Source organism: Magnetospirillum moscoviense, from assembly GCF_001650635.1.
GTDB lineage: Bacteria > Pseudomonadota > Alphaproteobacteria > Rhodospirillales > Magnetospirillaceae > Magnetospirillum > Magnetospirillum moscoviense.
The window spans coordinates 13,614-30,665 of the sequence record NZ_LWQU01000146.1 but is presented as its reverse complement, the minus strand read 5'-3'; the positions used below and the strand labels follow the sequence as shown (position 1 = coordinate 30,665).

Annotated in this window: 17 protein-coding genes; 9 read left to right on the top strand and 8 right to left on the bottom strand. The window is 65.6% G+C overall.

Annotated features, from left to right (window positions below; all coding sequences use genetic code 11):
- Positions 1 to 156 precede the first annotated feature (156 nt).
- The 5 genes from A6A05_RS12425 to hemE all read right to left on the bottom strand — a co-directional run bounded on the left by A6A05_RS12425 (position 157) and on the right by hemE (position 4,596).
- Positions 157 to 588: a GIY-YIG nuclease family protein gene (locus A6A05_RS12425; protein ID WP_245644288.1), complete on the bottom strand. Its 432-nt coding sequence runs from the start codon at positions 586 to 588 to the stop codon at positions 157 to 159.
- A 58-nt stretch (positions 589 to 646) separates the two neighbouring features.
- Positions 647 to 1,903 carry a transcription termination factor Rho gene (gene rho / locus A6A05_RS12420; RefSeq protein ID WP_068501438.1) on the bottom strand — a complete coding sequence of 419 codons (1,257 nt, stop codon included), beginning with the start codon at positions 1,901 to 1,903 and terminating at the stop codon, positions 647 to 649.
- Positions 1,904 to 2,105: 202 nt separating this feature from the next.
- Entirely contained in the window at positions 2,106 to 2,540 is a 435-nt protein-coding gene (gene hemJ / locus A6A05_RS12415) for a protoporphyrinogen oxidase HemJ (protein WP_068501435.1), read from the bottom strand.
- Entirely contained in the window at positions 2,537 to 3,544 is a 1,008-nt protein-coding gene (gene hemH, locus A6A05_RS12410) for a ferrochelatase (protein WP_068501431.1), read from the bottom strand. Before hemH ends, hemJ begins: the two co-directional genes overlap by 4 nt.
- Before the next feature lie 5 nt (positions 3,545 to 3,549).
- Positions 3,550 to 4,596 carry a uroporphyrinogen decarboxylase gene (gene hemE, locus A6A05_RS12405; RefSeq protein WP_068501428.1) on the bottom strand — a complete coding sequence of 349 codons (1,047 nt, stop codon included), beginning with the start codon at positions 4,594 to 4,596 and terminating at the stop codon, positions 3,550 to 3,552.
- A gap of 394 nt (positions 4,597 to 4,990) precedes the next feature.
- Here hemE and A6A05_RS12400 point away from each other — a divergent pair, with 394 nt between their 5' ends.
- The 5 genes from A6A05_RS12400 to dnaQ are packed head-to-tail and all read left to right on the top strand — an operon-like array spanning position 4,991 to position 8,513.
- On the top strand, positions 4,991 to 5,821 hold the full coding sequence (locus A6A05_RS12400; RefSeq protein WP_068501425.1) for a pyruvate, water dikinase regulatory protein: 831 nt from the start codon (positions 4,991 to 4,993) through the stop codon (positions 5,819 to 5,821).
- Positions 5,818 to 6,408, top strand: coding sequence for a Maf family protein (locus A6A05_RS12395; RefSeq protein ID WP_068501422.1), 591 nt, complete (start codon positions 5,818 to 5,820; stop codon positions 6,406 to 6,408). Before A6A05_RS12400 ends, A6A05_RS12395 begins: the two co-directional genes overlap by 4 nt.
- Positions 6,405 to 7,241: a shikimate dehydrogenase gene (locus A6A05_RS12390; RefSeq protein WP_068501419.1), complete on the top strand. Its 837-nt coding sequence runs from the start codon at positions 6,405 to 6,407 to the stop codon at positions 7,239 to 7,241. Before A6A05_RS12395 ends, A6A05_RS12390 begins: the two co-directional genes overlap by 4 nt.
- Positions 7,238 to 7,828: a dephospho-CoA kinase gene (coaE, locus tag A6A05_RS12385; protein WP_068501417.1), complete on the top strand. Its 591-nt coding sequence runs from the start codon at positions 7,238 to 7,240 to the stop codon at positions 7,826 to 7,828. Before A6A05_RS12390 ends, coaE begins: the two co-directional genes overlap by 4 nt.
- Positions 7,821 to 8,513, top strand: a complete 693-nt coding sequence (dnaQ, locus tag A6A05_RS12380; protein WP_068501414.1) for a DNA polymerase III subunit epsilon — start codon at positions 7,821 to 7,823, stop codon at positions 8,511 to 8,513. Before coaE ends, dnaQ begins: the two co-directional genes overlap by 8 nt.
- A 57-nt stretch (positions 8,514 to 8,570) precedes the next feature.
- Here dnaQ and secB read toward each other — a convergent pair whose 3' ends face one another.
- A complete protein-coding gene (gene secB, locus A6A05_RS12375; RefSeq protein WP_068501411.1) occupies positions 8,571 to 9,041 on the bottom strand; it encodes a protein-export chaperone SecB in 471 nt (156 codons plus the stop codon).
- A 64-nt stretch (positions 9,042 to 9,105) separates the two neighbouring features.
- A complete protein-coding gene (locus tag A6A05_RS12370) occupies positions 9,106 to 10,344 on the bottom strand; it encodes a UbiH/UbiF/VisC/COQ6 family ubiquinone biosynthesis hydroxylase (protein WP_068501408.1) in 1,239 nt (412 codons plus the stop codon).
- 239 nt (positions 10,345 to 10,583) lie between these two features.
- On the opposite strand from A6A05_RS12370, the gene A6A05_RS12365 reads away from it, so the two are divergent.
- Positions 10,584 to 10,922, top strand: a complete 339-nt coding sequence (locus tag A6A05_RS12365; RefSeq protein WP_068501405.1) for a P-II family nitrogen regulator — start codon at positions 10,584 to 10,586, stop codon at positions 10,920 to 10,922.
- Positions 10,923 to 11,068: 146 nt separating this feature from the next.
- Here A6A05_RS12365 and A6A05_RS12360 read toward each other — a convergent pair whose 3' ends face one another.
- Complete coding sequence (locus tag A6A05_RS12360) at positions 11,069 to 11,713, bottom strand: class I SAM-dependent methyltransferase (protein WP_216635794.1); 645 nt, start codon at positions 11,711 to 11,713, stop codon at positions 11,069 to 11,071.
- 198 nt (positions 11,714 to 11,911) lie between these two features.
- Between A6A05_RS12360 and A6A05_RS12355 the strand changes: the two genes are divergently transcribed.
- From A6A05_RS12355 to A6A05_RS12345, 3 genes are all read left to right on the top strand, one after another.
- Positions 11,912 to 13,267 carry an ammonium transporter gene (locus tag A6A05_RS12355; protein WP_068501402.1) on the top strand — a complete coding sequence of 452 codons (1,356 nt, stop codon included), beginning with the start codon at positions 11,912 to 11,914 and terminating at the stop codon, positions 13,265 to 13,267.
- Between the two features lie 165 nt (positions 13,268 to 13,432).
- A complete protein-coding gene (locus tag A6A05_RS12350) occupies positions 13,433 to 14,593 on the top strand; it encodes an aminotransferase class I/II-fold pyridoxal phosphate-dependent enzyme (protein WP_068501398.1) in 1,161 nt (386 codons plus the stop codon).
- Between the two features lie 11 nt (positions 14,594 to 14,604).
- The gene (locus A6A05_RS12345; protein ID WP_068501395.1) at positions 14,605 to 17,004 is read left to right on the top strand and encodes a DNA translocase FtsK; all 2,400 of its coding nucleotides are present in this window, start codon (positions 14,605 to 14,607) and stop codon (positions 17,002 to 17,004) included.
- Positions 17,005 to 17,052: the final 48 nt, after the last annotated feature.

The window sequence follows — 17,052 nt, the reverse complement described above, 5'->3', positions numbered from 1 at the left end:
CAAGTCATGAAAAACGCTATTCTGATGCCGCACGGTGTTGCTCCAATTCGTGTCCAGGAGACGCGCCAAACGTCTGAACACGAGTAGAATCAACGCCGTGCACTCAGTCCACTAAATTAAACCGGACAGCAGTGGGCTTGACCCGGCCATCCGCGACTACGCCAGCCGCTCGTAGAGATCGTCCCAGTTCGGATTGTCGGTCAGGATCAGTTTGACCTTCCACGCCCTCGGCCAGTGTTTGAGGTTTTTCTCCCGCTGAATAGCGGTGCGGATGTCCTCGTATCGCTCGGCATAAACCAGCTGCTTCAGTCCATACCGCTTGGTGAAGCCGTCGGCGACGCCCTCCCGGTGCTCCCAGGCTCGACGCGCCAAATCGCTGGTCACGCCGACGTATAGCGTGCTATTTGGTCGGTTCGTCATGATGTAGACCCAGCCGCCCTGCATACTCGCATGATGCGGCCAACCCTGGGTGTCTGCAACCAACAGCGTGGATGGCCGGGTCAAGCCCGGCCATGACGGAAAAATTCTTAGGCAAATGAAAAGCCCCGTATCCGGCGCTACGCCTGATACGGGGCTTTCCTCAAACACACTTAGTCCCAACGGCTCTCGAAACCGAGGGGCCTTTTTCTTGTCGGGATGAACGATCTTACGAATTCATCGCATCGAAGAAGTCCGAGTTGTTCTTGGACTGCTTCAGCTTGTCGACCAGGAACTCCATGGCGTCGATCACGCCCATCGGCATCAGGATGCGGCGCAGCACCCACATCTTCGACAGCACGCCCTTGTCGACCAGCAGTTCTTCCTTGCGGGTGCCCGACTTGGTGATGTCGATGGCCGGGAAGGTGCGCTTGTCCGACAGCTTGCGGTCCAGGATGATTTCCGAATTGCCGGTGCCCTTGAACTCTTCGAAGATCACTTCGTCCATGCGGCTGCCGGTATCGATCAGGGCGGTGGCGATGATCGACAGCGATCCACCTTCCTCGATATTGCGGGCGGCGCCGAAGAAGCGCTTGGGTCGCTGCAGGGCGTTGGCATCGACACCGCCGGTCAGCACCTTGCCCGAGCTGGGCACCACGGTGTTGTAGGCGCGCGCCAGGCGGGTAATGGAATCCAGCAAGATCACCACGTCGCGCTTGTGCTCGACCAGGCGCTTGGCCTTTTCCAGCACCATCTCGGTGACCTGGACGTGACGGGAAGCCGGCTCGTCGAAGGTCGAGCTGATCACCTCGCCCTTGACCGAACGGGCCATGTCGGTGACTTCTTCCGGCCGCTCGTCGATCAGCAGGACGATCAGATAGACCTCGGGGTGGTTGGCCGAGATGGCGTGGGCGATGTTTTGCAGCATCACCGTCTTGCCGGTACGGGGCGGCGCCACGATCAGCGCGCGCTGGCCCTTGCCGATCGGAGCGACCAGATCGATGACCCGGGTGGTCAGGTTCTTCTTGGTCGGATCGTCCAGTTCCAGGCTCAGCTTCTCGTCGGGATAAAGCGGAGTGAGGTTGTCGAAATTGATGCGATGCCGCACGTTTTCCGGCGGCTCGAAATTGATGGCGTTGACCTTCAGCAGGGCGAAATAGCGCTCGCCATCCTTGGGCGAGCGGATCTGGCCCTCGACCGTGTCGCCGGTGCGCAGGCCGAAACGGCGGACCTGGCTGGGGCTGACATAGATGTCATCGGGACCGGGAAGGTAGTTCGCCTCGGGGCTGCGCAGGAAGCCGAAGCCGTCTTGCAGGATTTCCAGCACGCCGTCGCCATAGATCGGCTGATCATTGTCGGCCAGCTGCTTCAGGATCGCGAACATCATGTCCTGCTTGCGCAGCGTGCTGGCATTTTCGATCTGCAGCTCTTCGGCGAAAGCCAGAAGCTCGGCGGGCGTCTTTTTCTTCAGTTCCTGCAGGTGCATGGGGGGGTTCCATTGGGAATATCCGTCGATCCGCTGCCAAGGGGCGGGACCACGGGATGACCCGTGGCGGATAAGCAGACGGCGACGGCCTGGATGAAATCGGGATCAAGGGGGCTTCAGACGGCCCCATCAGGATCGCGCCAAGCATTAGCCAAAGCGGACAGGCCTGTCAAACGCCTTTTCTGTGTGCGATGCAGCGATCTCAAAAGGGTTTGACGATTACCAGAATGACGATGGCAATCATCAGCAAGGTCGGGACTTCATTGGCGACACGGAAAAACTTCTGCGGCCGGCGATTGCGGTCGGCGGCGAAGTCGTTCTTCCACCCTGTCATCATATAGTGGGAGATGGTCATTCCAATCACCAGGGTTAGTTTCACGTGAAACCATCCGTCATGGAATAGACCGCCGACCACCGCCATGAACAGGCCGGCCGCCCAGGCGACGATCGCCGCCGGCATCATGATCGCCTTCAACAGACGCCGTTCCATCACCTTGAACAATTCCGAGGTGGCCGAGCCAATTTCCACCTCGCAATGGTAAACGAACAGCCGCGGCAGATAAAGAAGACCGGCCATCCACGAGATCACCGCGATCACATGCAAGGCCTTCAGCCACAGATAGCCCTCCCCGGTCATGGCTCCTCCTTCCACAGGCAGCTTCTGCCGATGGCCGAACAGGCGCGACCGTGGGCTTGGGCCGGATTTCTGACCAATTCCGCCAAGCCCTCGATGAAAGCCGGATGGGCCGATACCGTCGGCACCCGGATATAGGCCGGAATGCCCAGGCTTCCAGCACGATGGCGATATTCGATATCCAATTCGACCAGGGTCTCGGAATGCTCGGAGACGAAGGCGATCGGCACCACCACCACCGGCACCTTGTCGGCGCCGGCCCGAGCCAGCTCGTCCTCGGTCGCCGGCCCGATCCATTTCAGCGGCCCGACCCGGCTTTGATAGCAAACCCCCCAATCCAGATCGTCCAACCCCGAGGCCGACACCACCGCGCGGGCGGTCATCTCGACATGCATCGGATAGGGATCGCCCCTGTCGACCACCCCTTGCGGCAATCCATGGGCGGAAAACAGCACCCGCGGCCGCCCATGGGCGCTGGCCTTGCTCAAGCCGGCCCGGACCAGTTCGGCCATGGCGGCGATCAGGCCGGCTTGGGCCGGATAGCAACAGATCGACTCGGTCGGCAGGTTCAGTTTGGCCTTGGCCGCTTGGGCCGCCCACGCCCTCAGGCTCGACCGATTGGTGGTGGTGGAAAATTGCGGGTAAAGCGGCAGCAACACCACCCGATCCGCGCCCCAGGCCTTCACCGCCGCCACCGTCTCGGCGGTGAACGGGTGCCAATAGCGCATGGCGACGAACACCTTGAAGCCCTCGCCCAGGGCGAATTCAAGGGCGCTGGCCTGGGCCTTGGTTTCCCGCAAGATGGGCGAGGCGCCGCCGATCTGGCGATAGATTTCCTTGGCCACCGGGGCGCGGCGGCTGGAAATCAGCTTGGCGAGCAAGGGCCGGATCGGCCAGGGCGCGCCGATGATCGCCTTGTCGTTGAACAGGTTGAACAGGAACGGTTCGACCGCCTCCAGGCTGTCCGGTCCGCCCATGTTGAACAAAACGACTGCGGTCTTGCCCATGATGCCTAGCCCTTGAAGCCTTTCACCCGCTCGGCCAACCTGGCGACGTTCTCAGGGGGCGTCGGCGGAATGATGCCGTGGCCCAGATTGAAGATGAACGGCCCCTTGCTTAAGCTTTTCAGCACCCGGTCGATGCCGGCATCCAGCGCTTCACCGCCGGTCACCAGCAAGATCGGGTCCAGATTGCCCTGAAGCGTGCAATGGGGCTGCAACGTCTCGGCCGCCCAGTCCAGGGGCACGCTGGAATCCAGGCTGACGCCGCTGACCTTGGTTTCCTTGACATAGGCCTGGTAAAGCATGCCGGCCCCGCGCGGGAAACCGATCACCGGGATACCGGGCCGTTCGGCGCGGATGCGTTCGACCAGCTTGCGGGCCGGCTCGATCACCCAGCGGCGGAATTCGGGTTCCGGCAGGGCCCCCGCCCAGGTGTCGAAAATCTGGATCGCCTCGGCGCCGGCATCGATCTGCCGGATCAGATATTGGCCGGTCGCCTCGACCAACAGGTCCATCAGCCGGGCGAAAACCTCTGGCTGCCCCCACATCAGGCGCTTGGCTTCCTGGAAATCCTTGGAACCGCCGCCCTCGATCATGTAGGTGGCCACCGTCCACGGCGCCCCGGAAAAACCGATCAGCGCGGTCGAGGACGGAATCGCCGAGGACAGGCCCTTGACGGTGCGATAGACCGGGTCAAGCCGTTGGTGCAGGCCCGAGATGTCGAGACCATCCAGATCCCTTGCCGAGCGAATGGGCGCCAGCACCGGACCCTCGCCTTCCCGGAAGGCGACATCCTGTCCGAGCCCGTCGGGAACCACCAGAATGTCGGAAAACAGGATGGCGGCGTCGAAACCGTAGCGGCGCAGCGGCTGCAGCGTGACCTCGACGGCCAGTTCTGGATTGTAGCACAGGTCCAGGAAGCTGCCGGCCTGGGCGCGGGTGGCCCGATATTCCGGCAGGTAGCGACCGGCCTGTCGCATCAGCCAGAAGGGTGGCGGCAGGATCGTCTCGCCGGCTAGGGCACGAAGAAACGGCTTGGTCGGTGCGGTCTGGGTCAAGGCTCACCCTCGAAGATATTCGGCTGCGGCGGTCCAAGGTCATACAAGGTTTGTTTGAGAGAAGAAAGGTGGCTGAGTGTTGTTGGGCCTGTGGAACCTGGGGATGCGATTCGGTCCCCAGCTTATCCCCAAAGTGATCACTGCCGGGGGAAAAGTCGCCCGAGCTGGGGGAAAGTGCCGGGAATCGGCGTGCCGGTGCCTGGTTGGAAAGCGGGGATAAGGGGGAAAGCGGATGAAGCGGACGATGATTCACGCTATTGTCGGGTGCGGTCGGAATGTTGTCGACAGCCTGGCCGTCCCGGGGAGGGAATGACGCGAACGGGGAGGAAAAAACCCGGCACCGTCAAAACACCCCGGTTATCCCCGTTCTTCCACCTTATCCCCAGCGAAGCGCATGGACAGCTATCACCTGCATCTGGTTTCCGACGCCACCGGCGAGACCGTCCTGTCGATGGCCCGCGCCTGCCTGGTCCAGTTCGAGGGGATCAACACCACCCAGCATAATTGGTGGCTGGTGCGCAGCCAGGGCCAGGCCGAGCGGGTGATCGCCGGGATCGAGGACAATCCCGGCATCGTGCTGTGCACCCTGGTCGATGGCGCGGTGCGCTCGCTGCTGGAAGAGGCCTGCCGGCGCATGCGGGTCCCGTTCATCCCGGTTCTCGATCCGGTGATGGGGGCGCTGGCCGGGTTCTTCGGCGCCGAGGTGGGGGCGACGCCCGGCCGCCAATATGTGCTGGACGCCGAATATTTCGCCCGCATCGACGCCATGCAATACACCTTGGCCCATGATGACGGGCAGTTGCTGGACGATCTGGACGACGCCGATATCGTGGTGATCGGGGTGTCGCGCACCTCGAAGACGCCGACCTGCATGTATCTGGCCAATCGTGGCTATAAATGCGCCAATTATCCCCTGGTGCCCGGCGTGCCGCTGCCGACCCAGCTGGAATCCTTGCGCTGGCCGTTGGTGGTCGGCCTGACCAAGGATCCGAAAAGCCTGTCCGACATTCGCCGCTCGCGCCTGCGCTTCCTCAATCACGACGAGGACGCCGAATACGCCCAGTTCGAGAAGGTCCGCGAGGAAGTGGCCAGCGCCCGCAAATTGTTCTCGCGCCATGGCTGGCCGGTGGTCGATGTCAGCCGCCGCTCGATCGAGGAGGCCTCGGCCTCGATCATGCAATTGCACGCCCAGCACGCCGCCAAGCGCGACGGGGTGACGGCGTGATCGTGCTGGCCTCGGCCTCGGCGGCGCGGCGCGCCATGCTGGAGCGCGCCGGCGTGTCGTTCGCTATCGAGGTGGCGGCCATCGACGAACAATCGGTCAAGGATTCGTTCAAGGCCGAAACCGGCAACCCCGCCCGCGCGGCGGAAGCCCTGGCCGCCTTGAAGGCGATCCGGGTGTCGGCGCGCCATTCCGGCGCCCTGGTAATCGGCGCCGACCAGATGCTCGATTGCGACGGAACATGGTACGACAAGCCGGCCGACCGTGCCGAAGCCCGCTCCCAGCTTCAGTCATTACGCGGCCGCAATCACCGCCTAACCAGCGCGGTGGTGGTGGTCAGGGACGGCCAGACCCTGTGGCACCACACCGAGGCGGCGCATTTGACCATGCGCCGCTTTTCCGATGCCTTCCTCGATGATTATCTTACCCAAGCCGGCGAGGCGGTGCTGGGCTCGGTCGGCGCCTATCAGCTGGAAGGGCTGGGGGTGCAATTGATGATGCAGGTCACCGGTGACCATTTCACCATCCTGGGCCTGCCGCTGCTGCCCTTGCTGGATTTCCTGCGCGAGAACGGAGAACTGATCCCATGACCCTGTCGGGAAAGGCCCGCCTGGCCGGGGTGATCGGCTGGCCGGTGGGGCATTCGCGCTCGCCGCGCCTGCACGGCTTCTGGCTACAGCAATTGGGGATCGACGGCGCCTATGTGCCGCTGGCGGTGAGGCCCGAGGATTTCGCCGCCGCGCTGGATGCCCTGCCCAAGCTGGGCATCCGGGGCGCCAACGTCACCGTGCCGCACAAGGAAATGGCCCTGGCCCTGGTCGATCATGTCGAGCCGCTGGCGGCGCGCATCGGCGCGGTCAATACCCTGGTGGTCAGGGATGACGGCACCATCGAGGGCCGCAACACCGACGCCTTCGGTTTCCTGGAAAATCTGCGCCGGGGGGCGCCGGACTGGCAGCCCGCCAGCGGCCCGGCGGTGGTGTTGGGGGCCGGCGGTGCGGCGCGTGCGGTGGTTGCCGCCCTGGTCGATGCCGGCGTGCCCGAGATCCGTCTGCTCAATCGCGGGCTGGCCCGGGCCGAGCAGCTGGCCGCCGATATCGGCGGCCCGGTGCGGCCCCTGGATTGGCAGGTCCGCGCCGACGCCCTGGACGGCGCTGGCCTTCTGGTCAACACCACCACCCTCGGCATGAATGGCCAGCCGCCGCTGGACATCGACCTTGCCGCCCTGCCCGGTACGGCGGTGGTCAACGACATCGTCTATGCGCCGCTGATGACCGATCTGCTGAATGCTGCCGCCCAGCGCGGCAACGCAATCGTCGATGGCATCGGCATGCTGCTGTGGCAGGCGGTGCCGGGCTTCGAGGCGTGGTACGGCGCCCGCCCGATGGTCACCGATGAATTGCGGGCCTTCGTGCTGGCATGAAGATCCTGGGCCTGACCGGATCGATCGGCATGGGCAAAAGCACGGCGGCCGCCATGCTGCGGCGCATGGGGGTGCCGGTGCACGATGCCGATGCCACCGTGCATCGGCTGCTGGGGCCGGGCGGCGACGCCGTCGCGGCGGTCGAAGCGGCCTTTCCGGGTGTGACCGCCCATGGCGCCATCGATCGCGCCGAGCTGGGCCGCCAGGTATTCGGCGATCCCGCCCGGCTGCGGCGGCTGGAACGCATTCTGCACCCGCTGGTGCGCCGGGCCGAGACGCAGTTTCTCAAGACCTGGCGCCGCCGTCGCGCCCGGCTGGTGGTGCTGGATATTCCGCTCTTGTACGAAACCCATGGCGAAAAACGGTGCGACAGGGTGGCGGTGGTGACCTGCCCGGCCTTCCTGCAGGCGCAAAGGGTGCTGCGACGGCCGGGCCAAAGCCCGGCCCGACTGGCCGCCATCCGCGCCCAGCAGATGCCCGATCCCGCCAAGCGCCGCCGCGCCGATATCATCATCCCGACAGGAACCGGCCGCGGGCCGGCCTGGCGGAAACTCATGACCCTGGTCAAGGAGATGCGCGGTGCGTGAGATCGTTCTGGATACCGAAACCACCGGCTTCGATCCGCTGACCGGCCACCGCATCGTCGAGATCGGCTGCGTCGAGCTGTTCAACCACCTGCCGACCGGCGGCACCTATCACCAATATCTGAACCCCGAACGCGACATGCCGGAAGAAGCCTTCCGGGTGCACGGCCTGTCCAGCCAGTTCCTGTCGGACAAGCCGGTCTTCGCCGAGGTTGTCGCCGATTTCCTGGAATTCCTGGGCGATTCCAAGCTGGTGATCCACAACGCCGAATTCGACATGAAGTTCATCAACGCCGAACTGGCGCGGCTGGGCTTTCCGCCGATTCCCATGACCCGGACCATCGATACGGTGTTGATGGCCCGGCGCAAGTTTCCCGGTGCCCAGGCCAATCTGGACGCGCTATGCCGGCGCTTCGAGATCGACAACACCCACCGCACCCATCACGGCGCCTTGCTGGATTCGGAATTGCTGGCCGAGGTCTATCTGCAGCTGATCGGCGGGCGCCAGCCCGGCCTGGAACTGGGGGCGAGCAAGGGCCAGCGCGGCGGCGCGGCCGACCAGCCCAGTCAGGTCGATCGCCCGATCCGCGCGGCGCGGCCACACGATGCCAGCCCCGAGGAGCTTGAGGCGCACAGCGCCTTCATCGGCAAACTGAAGAAACCGATCTGGCTGCGCGAGCCGGAATGAACGCCGAGCGGGCGTGATTCGGTTGAATCACGCCCCGCCCTTATCGCAGCAGGATTTTTAGTTCTTTTCCGCCTGGGCGGCTTCGGCCTGGGCGGCCTCGACGCGGGCGCGGAACAGCTGGACGAAGTCGATCGGCTGGATCATCAGCGGCGGGAAGCCGCCGTCGCGGGTCAGATCGGCGATGATGTTGCGGGCGAACGGGAACATCATGCGCGGGCATTCGATCAGCAGCATCGCCTGAACATGCTCGGGGGCGACGTTGATGGTGAAGATGCCGCCATAGGCCAGCTCGACCAGGAACACCGGCTTGCCGTCGGGCAAGGTGGCGTCGATCTTCAGGTGCAGCACCACCTCGAAGGTGTTTTCGCGCAGGCCCGAAGCGGTGATGTCGACATGGATCGGGATGTCCGGGTTCTGGCCCTGCATCTCGGTATAGATGGTCGGCGCGCCGGGGATCTCGAAGGACAGGTCCTTGATGTACTGGCCGTTGATGATCAGCGGCGGCAGGTTCTGGGCAGTCTCGGTCATATCGATACTCGCATGGAAAACGGGCGGTTGATGGCTAACATGGATCGGGGTCCAAGGCCAGACACTATAAAGGCGCACCACGCATCAGGCGAGGCAGGTCGCCCACCACACCCATGGCGTGCCGCATCAGCACACCCTTCAAATCCGGCATGGTTTCGACCAGCCCCAGCCCCAGGTCGCGGGCCAGCTTCAGGGGGGCGACATCGTTCGAGAACAGCCGGACCAGGGCGTCGGTCATCACCAGCATCAGCATGTTGTCGAAGCGCCGCCAGCGTTGATAGCGCTCGAGCACCGCGCTTGAACCCACATCCAGCCCCAGCCGGCGGGCATCGACCACCAGCTCGGCCAGGGCGGCCGCGTCGCGCACCCCCATGTTCATGCCCTGGCCGGCGACCGGATGCATGCCATGGGCGGCGTCACCGACCAGGGCCAGGCGGCGGCCGATCATGCGGTTGGCCACCTGCAGGGTCAGCGGATAATGAAAGCGCGGCCCGGCCAACGACAGCGGCCCCAGGAAATCGCCGAAACGGTCCCGCAATTCCGCCAGGAAACCGGCATCGTTCTGGGTGACGATGGATTGGGCCAGATGCAGCCGCTCGGTCCACACGATGGACGAGCGGTTTGCCGTCATCGGCAGGATGGCGAACGGGCCCGACGGCAGGAAGCGTTCGTGGGCGATGCCGCGGTGGGGTTGTTGGTGGGCGATGGTGGTGACGATGCCCGATTGCCCATATTCCAGGCGGGTGACGTCAATTCCGGCAGATCGGCGGATGCGCGACGGGCGGCCATCGGCGCCGACGACCAGGCCGGCCCGCAGGATCCGTCCGTCGGACAAGGTGGCGATGGCGCCGGCGGCACCATATTCCACCGCTTCGACCCGCATCGGCGCCAGAACCCGCGCCGTGGGCAGGCTGGCCAGGCGTTGGTGCACGGCGCGGCGGATGGTGGTGTTCTCGACGATCCAGCCGAACGGCTGATCGCCCAGGGCGCGGTGGTCGTAATGCAGGTACAGCGGGCTTGCCTGATCGGTGACGCGGATATCCTTGATCGGCTGGGCCTCGGCCGCCATCAGCGGCCAGATGCCGGCGCCGTCAAAGGCCTGCCGGGCCGAGGCGGCCACGGCGATCGAGCGCCCGTCGGTGCCGGGCCGGGCCAGTTCGGCCGGGTCGGCCGCTTCGACCAGCACGACGTCAAGGCCCGCCTGGGCCAGGGCACAGGCGGTCAGTCCGCCGACGGGGCCTCCGCCGACGATCAGCACATCGACGGTCGCGGGAAGCGGAAAGGGGGAGTGCGGCGTCACCATGACCTATCATGTGCCATCGCTGTTGATCGGGCGCAAGACTGCAGCCACTCCAGGCATTTGCCCATCTATTATGCAGATGCGGCCACGATCGCCGCCCCGGGTTGCGGCGGAACCCAGAAAAGCGGCGCTTTGCCTCAATCGGCACGGCTTTTGAAAGGGAGGAATCACGCTGACGGTTCGCAATCGAACCAGCGACCGATCAACCGGCGGGTCAACCGCCATATGTTAGGGGACCAGAGATGAAGCTGATCATGGCCGTCATCAAGCCCTTCAAGCTGGACGAGGTGCGCGAAGCCCTCACTCCGCTGGGAGTTCAGGGCCTGACCGTGAGCGAGGTCAAGGGCTTTGGCCGTCAGAAGGGCCAGACCGAAATCTATCGCGGTGCCGAATACGTGGTGAATTTCCTGCCCAAGGTGAAGATCGAAGTGGCGGTGAACGACGATATCGCCGACCGCGTCGTCGAGACCATCCAGACCGCCGCCCGCACCGGCAAGATCGGTGACGGCAAGGTCTTCGTGGTCGAACTGGCGCAGGCCTATCGTATCCGTACCGGCGAAGCCAATTCGGAAGCGCTGTAAGGGCTTGCCCTTTCGCCTTCGTCGTCATGGCCGGGCGTGCCCGGCCGTCCACGCGACTCCTCACCCGGTTCTCGGGTCGAACGAACAGGTGTGGACGCCCGGGCACGCCCGGGCATGACGGCCATCGGCGCCGATTCGGCCGGCCGTCAGCTGGCCTTGCGCGCCGTGAAGATGATTTCCTCGACGACATTGTTGTAAAGCTCGGCCGCCTCGCGCACGCGGGCCTGCGGCCATTTCTCGCGCTCGGCCTTTTGCGCCCAGGCGGGCGCCAGGCGGTTGCGAATCTGGCCGACCTCGAAATCGACGTCCAGGATCTCGGCCAGCCGGGTGTGCGGCGTGCCCAGCCGGCTCCATTCGGCGCAATTCTTCTTCGACAGCAGATGAAACATCGCCGGCGTGATCGGCCGGACATGGGTGGGATCGCCCAGATACAGGTCGCTGCGCGGGTGCGGCACGGTGATCTCGACAGTGCCGCCGACCTTCAAGATGCGGTAAAGCTCGGTGACGATCGCCAGGAAGGTCCGGGTCTCTTGGCCCAGATGCTCGAGCACGTGGTGCAACACGATCTCGTCGACCGAATTGTCGGCGAACGGCCACGGGACCTGTTCGAGATCGACCAATTGGTCGGGTTCGAACACCGGATACTTATCGACATTGATATAGCCGGCGCGCTTGTCGCGGCCGCATCCCAGGTTCAGGCGCATGACGATCCTCGCCGAAAAATCCTGCCCGGTCATAGCATTGTGACGGTCGATGGTCACCAGCGATGACGCTGCCCATGAATCGCGCATCACCCCTTCCCCATGCCTAAATTCTAGCCAAGGCCTTACTTCCATGGGGAAAAAAGGTGGCGGCAACCGGCTTTACCGCACTTGGCACGGTTTTTGTTTGTATGTGGGCCGAGCCGGTCCGGACGCCCCCCTCTCTCCTCCCTGGGGTGTCTGGATCCGGCGCCCAATGACCGCTGAGCCGTTTCGAGGGGAAGACCCATGAACCATCGTATCAAGTCCGTACTCGCCGGCGTTGGCCCGGCCCTGGCATCGCTGTTTTACGCGACGGCCAGCGTTGCCGAGGAAGCGGCTGCCGCCGCGACCGAGGCGGCCGCTGCCGCGCCCGCTCCGGCCCTCGATGCCGGCAATACCGCCTGGATGCTGGTTTCGACCGCCCTGGTGCTGATGATGACCATTCCCGGTCTGGCGTTGTTCTACGGCGGCATGGTTCGCAAGAAGAACGTGCTGGGCGTGATGATGCAAAGCTTCGCCATCGCCGCCCTGGTGTCGGTGTTGTGGATGATCGCCGGCTACTCGATGGCCTTCACCGGCGACAGCCCGTATTTCGGCGGCTTCGACCGCCTGTTCCTGGACGGCATCGAAAAGACCACCCTGTCGGGCACCATTCCCGAATCGGTGTTCATGATGTTCCAGATGACCTTCGCCATCATCACCCCGGCGCTGATCACCGGCGCTTTCGCCGACCGCATGAAGTTTTCCTCCATGCTGGTGTTCATGACCCTGTGGCTGTTCCTGGTCTATGCCCCGGTCTGCCATTGGGTGTGGATGCTGGACTCGTCGGGTGCGGCGGTCGGCTTCCTGGGCGCCATGGGCGTTCTGGACTTCGCCGGCGGTACCGTGGTGCACATCAATGCCGGCGTCGCCGGTCTGGTGGCCGCCATCGTGCTGGGCCCGCGCAAGGGCTATGGCGTCGACAACATGGCTCCGCACAACCTGACCCTGTCGGTCATCGGCGCCTCGCTGCTGTGGGTCGGCTGGTTCGGCTTCAACGCCGGTTCGGCCCTGGCCGCCGACGGTCGTGCCGGCATGGCGATGACCGTCACCCAGATCGCCGCCGCCGCCGCCGCCCTGTCGTGGATGTTCGCCGAATGGATCCTGCGCAAGCGTCCGTCGGTCCTGGGCATCGTCTCGGGCGCCGTCGCCGGCCTGGTCGCCATCACCCCCGCCTCGGGCTTCGTCGGCCCCAAGGGCGCGCTGATCATCGGCCTGCTGGCCGGCGTGGTCTGCTACTGGGGTGCCACCGGCCTCAAGCATGCGCTGAAGTATGACGACAGCCTGGACGCCTTCGGCGTGCACGGCATCGGCGGCATCCTGGGCGCCATCCTGACCGGCGTGTTCGCGTCGGAAGCCATCGGCGGCTTCCCCGGCCTGCTGGAAGGCAATGGCGGCCAGGTTCTGGCCCAGGTCTACGGCGTGGTCATCACCGCCGTCTATACCGGCATCGTCACCTACATCATCCTCAAGCTGGTGGATGTGGTGATGGGCCTGCGCGTCAGCGCCGAAGAAGAGCGCGAAGGCCTTGATCTCGCCCTGCATGGCGAATCGGTGCACTAAGCGCTTCGTCCCAACGGGGGACGGGACTGGGGTGGGGCGCGGCGAAAGCCGCGCCCCATTCTTTTGTTCTCCGTGGAAAAGTCCCTCGGCTTCGCCTCGGCGTACTTTCCCTCGATTCTTTTGTGGACCCTTCGCGTCCCGGGAAATTTGCGTTAGAACAACCCGATGCTGAACGACCGTCTCGATCTTCTGACCGATTATCCGTTCCAACGCCTGGCCGACCTGCTGGGTGGGGCGCCCGGTCCCGACACCATCGTCATGTCCATCGGCGAGCCGCAACACGCGGCGCCGCCGATGGTGGCGCGGATCATCGCCGAACAGGCCGGCCTGTGGGGCAAGTACCCGCCGGCGGCCGGCACCCCCGATTTCCGCGCCGCCACCGCCGCCTGGCTGACCCGTCGCTTCGATCTGCCGGCCGGTCTGATCGAGGCCGACAAGGCGATCCTGCCGGTGGCCGGCACCCGCGAGGCGCTGTACCTGATCGCCCAGACGGTGGTCGGATCGGGCAAGAAGCGTCCGGTGGTGCTGCTGCCCAATCCGTTCTATCAGGTCTATGTCGGTGCCGCGATCATGGCCGGGGCCGAGCCGGTCTTCGTGCCCGGCGCCAATGGGCCGGCCTCGCAGCCCGATTTTTCGGCCCTGCCGGCCGATATCCTGGATCGCGTCGCGCTGGCCTATCTGTGCAGCCCGGGCAATCCGCAAGGTTCGGTGGCCGAAGCCGATCTGCTGGAGCGCACGGTCCGGCTGGCCCGCCGCCATGATTTCGTGCTGGCGGTCGACGAATGCTATTCCGAGATCTGGGACCAGGCGCCGCCACCCGGCGCGCTCGCGGCCTGCGCCCGCCTGGGCGAGGGGCTGGCCAACGTGCTGGTGTTCCATTCCCTGTCGAAGCGTTCCAGCGTGCCGGGCCTGCGCTCGGGCTTCGTCGCCGGCGATCCGACGGTGATGGCCGCCTTCGGCCGGGTCAGGTCCTATGGCGGTGCGGCGATCCCGCTGCCGATTCTGGCCGCCGCCACCGCCCTGTGGCAGGACGAGGCCCATGTCGAGGAAAACCGCCGCCTCTATCGCGCCAAGCTGGATAAGGCCGAGCGTCTGCTGGGTGACCGTTTCGGCTTTACGCGTCCGCCGGGCGGTTTCTTTCTGTGGCTGGATGTCGGTGACGGCGAGGCCGCGGCCCTCAGGCTGTGGCGCGAGGCCAATATCCGCGTCCTGCCCGGCCGCTATCTGTCGCGCGATGGGGTGGGCGACCGCTATATCCGGGTGGCGCTGGTCCACGATCTGGATACGACCGAGCGGGCGCTGACCCGCCTCGCCCAGGTGCTGTAGGAGAGCGCAGGATGGCCGCGGCCAAGAAGGGGGTTGGCAAGGGCGGTTTTCTTCCCAAGGGCGCGGCCGACGCGCTGTGGCGGCTGGCTGCCCGCCTGGGCGGCCTGGCCCTGATCGTGACCGCCGCCCTGATCGCCGCCGCCCTGGTCACCGCCGATCCGCGCGATCCCTCGTTCAACAATGCCGTGGACGGACCGGTGCGCAATGCCTTGGGCCGGGTCGGCGCCAGTATCGCCGACCTGCTGGGCCAGTTGGTCGGCCTGGCCTCGTGGGTGGCGGTGGCGGTGGCCCTGATCTGGGGCCTGCGCACGCTGATCCGCGCCCGCGCGCCGTCCTTGTGGGCGACGCGCATCGTGGCGCTGCCGGTGGTGGTGCTGTTGTGGGCGCTGGCCCTGGCCGCGCTGCCGCTGCCGGCGCCCGACGTCATCGCCGGGTCGGGTGGCGCCCTGGGCCGGGTGCTGTGGACGGCGGTGGCGCCGCAGGTGCCGACCGAGTTCGTGTGGGCGGTGGGCTTCCTGGCCGGCGGCGCCGGGTTCGGTCTGTTGATCTTCGTGTTGGGGCTGTCGCCGTCGGATTGGGCCAATCTGTCCAAGGCCGGCACCCGCTCGGTCCAGGTGGCGGTGGCCACCGGCCATGCGGCAGCCGCGCTTCGTCACCGCGTGCCGTCTTCGCCGGCCGGGCCGGTGGTGCGCGAGCCGCCGCCGATGCGCTGGTCCGACCCGGACGATGATGATGACGAATACGACGCGGTCATCGCGCCGCCGCCCCACGACGACGAAACGCCGCCCTTCGAACGCATGCCCGAGCCTGGGGCCCTGGTCGAGCCCAAGCGCCCGCCGCCGGCGGCCGGCAAGCGCGAACGCGCCGCCCGCCAGGGCATGCTGGACCTGGGCGGCCCGGTCGGTCCCGGCTGGGCGCTGCCGCCCCTGACCCTGCTGGCGTTGCCGCCCGAGTCCAACCGCACCGCCATCAATCAGGATGGCCTGGCCCAGAACGCCCGCATGCTGGAATCGGTGCTCGAGGATTTCGGCGTCAACGGCAAGGTCTTGAAGGTCCGCCCCGGCCCGGTGGTGACGCTTTACGAACTGGAACCGGCGCCCGGCACCAAGACCAGCCGGGTGATCGGCCTGGCCGATGACATCGCCCGCTCGATGAGCGCGCTGTCGGTGCGCATCGCCACCATTCCCGGCCGGTCGGTGATCGGTATCGAGCTGCCCAACGCCCGGCGCGAGACGGTTTATTTGCGCGAGATGCTGGCCGCCGAACAATTCGAAAAGGCCGGTGCGCGGCTGACCCTGGTGCTGGGCAAGGATATCGGCGGTGCGCCGGTGATGGTCGATCTGGCCCGCATGCCGCACCTGTTGATCGCCGGTACCACCGGTTCGGGCAAGTCGGTGGCGGTCAACACCATGATCCTGTCGCTGCTTTATCGCCTGAGCCCGGAAGAATGCCGGCTGATCATGATCGACCCCAAGATGCTGGAACTGTCGGTCTATGACGGTATCCCGCATCTGTTGGCCCCGGTGGTGACCGAGCCCGGCAAGGCGGTGGTGGCCCTGAAATGGGCGGTGCGCGAGATGGAAGACCGCTACCGCGCCATGAGCCAATTGGGCGTCCGCAGCATCGCCGGCTACAACCAGCGCCTGGCCGAGGCCCGCGACAAGGGCGAGCAACTGACCCGCACGGTGCAGACCGGCTTCGACCCCGACACCGGCAAGCCGATCTATGAGGACCAGTTGCTGGACCTGAAGGCGCTGCCGTTCATCGTCGTCATCGTCGATGAAATGGCCGACCTGATGCTGGTGGCCGGCAAGGACATCGAGGCGGCGGTGCAGCGTCTGGCCCAGATGGCCCGCGCCGCCGGCATTCATCTGATCATGGCGACCCAGCGGCCCAGCGTCGACGTCATCACCGGCACCATCAAGGCCAACTTCCCCACCCGCATCTCGTTCCAAGTCACCAGCAAGATCGACAGCCGCACCATCCTGGGCGAGCAGGGCGCCGAGCAGCTGCTGGGCCAGGGCGACATGCTGTACATGGCGGCCGGCGGCCGCATCACCCGCGTCCACGGCCCCTTCGTGTCGGACCAGGAGGTCGAGCAGGTGGTCGAGCATCTGCGCGGCCAGGGCGACCCCTCGTATATCGAGGCGGTCACCGAGGAAGAGGACGGCGAGTTCGGCCTGCCCGGCTCGGGTGGCGGCGGCTCGGGTGACGACCTTTACGACCAGGCGGTGGCGCTGGTCGCCCGCGAGGGCAAGGCGTCCACCAGTTTCGTCCAGCGTCATCTGCAGATCGGCTATAACCGCGCCGCCCGCCTGATCGAGCGGATGGAGGCCGAAGGGGTGGTCGGCAAGGCCAACCATGTCGGCAAGCGCGAGGTGCTTGCCCGTTCGACCCGAGATGATTACTAAATTTCGCCATGATTGGCGCGCACAAAGGCCTGCCACCCCGGAGACCGA

What these genes read in the sequence shown, in the direction of transcription:
- hemJ (WP_068501435.1), bottom strand. Translation starts at nt 2,540, where the DNA reads ATGACCGGGGAGGGCTATCTGTGGCTGAAGGCCTTGCATGTGATCGCG.
- A6A05_RS12400 (WP_068501425.1), top strand. Translation starts at nt 4,991, where the DNA reads ATGGACAGCTATCACCTGCATCTGGTTTCCGACGCCACCGGCGAGACC.
- A6A05_RS12350 (WP_068501398.1), top strand. Translation starts at nt 13,433, where the DNA reads ATGCTGAACGACCGTCTCGATCTTCTGACCGATTATCCGTTCCAACGC.
- hemH (WP_068501431.1), bottom strand. Translation starts at nt 3,544, where the DNA reads ATGGGCAAGACCGCAGTCGTTTTGTTCAACATGGGCGGACCGGACAGC.
- A6A05_RS12345 (WP_068501395.1), top strand. Translation starts at nt 14,605, where the DNA reads ATGGCCGCGGCCAAGAAGGGGGTTGGCAAGGGCGGTTTTCTTCCCAAG.
- coaE (WP_068501417.1), top strand. Translation starts at nt 7,238, where the DNA reads ATGAAGATCCTGGGCCTGACCGGATCGATCGGCATGGGCAAAAGCACG.
- A6A05_RS12390 (WP_068501419.1), top strand. Translation starts at nt 6,405, where the DNA reads ATGACCCTGTCGGGAAAGGCCCGCCTGGCCGGGGTGATCGGCTGGCCG.
- A6A05_RS12355 (WP_068501402.1), top strand. Translation starts at nt 11,912, where the DNA reads ATGAACCATCGTATCAAGTCCGTACTCGCCGGCGTTGGCCCGGCCCTG.
- A6A05_RS12365 (WP_068501405.1), top strand. Translation starts at nt 10,584, where the DNA reads ATGAAGCTGATCATGGCCGTCATCAAGCCCTTCAAGCTGGACGAGGTG.
- rho (WP_068501438.1), bottom strand. Translation starts at nt 1,903, where the DNA reads ATGCACCTGCAGGAACTGAAGAAAAAGACGCCCGCCGAGCTTCTGGCT.
- secB (WP_068501411.1), bottom strand. Translation starts at nt 9,041, where the DNA reads ATGACCGAGACTGCCCAGAACCTGCCGCCGCTGATCATCAACGGCCAG.
- A6A05_RS12360 (WP_216635794.1), bottom strand. Translation starts at nt 11,713, where the DNA reads ATGCGCGATTCATGGGCAGCGTCATCGCTGGTGACCATCGACCGTCAC.
- A6A05_RS12370 (WP_068501408.1), bottom strand. Translation starts at nt 10,344, where the DNA reads ATGGTGACGCCGCACTCCCCCTTTCCGCTTCCCGCGACCGTCGATGTG.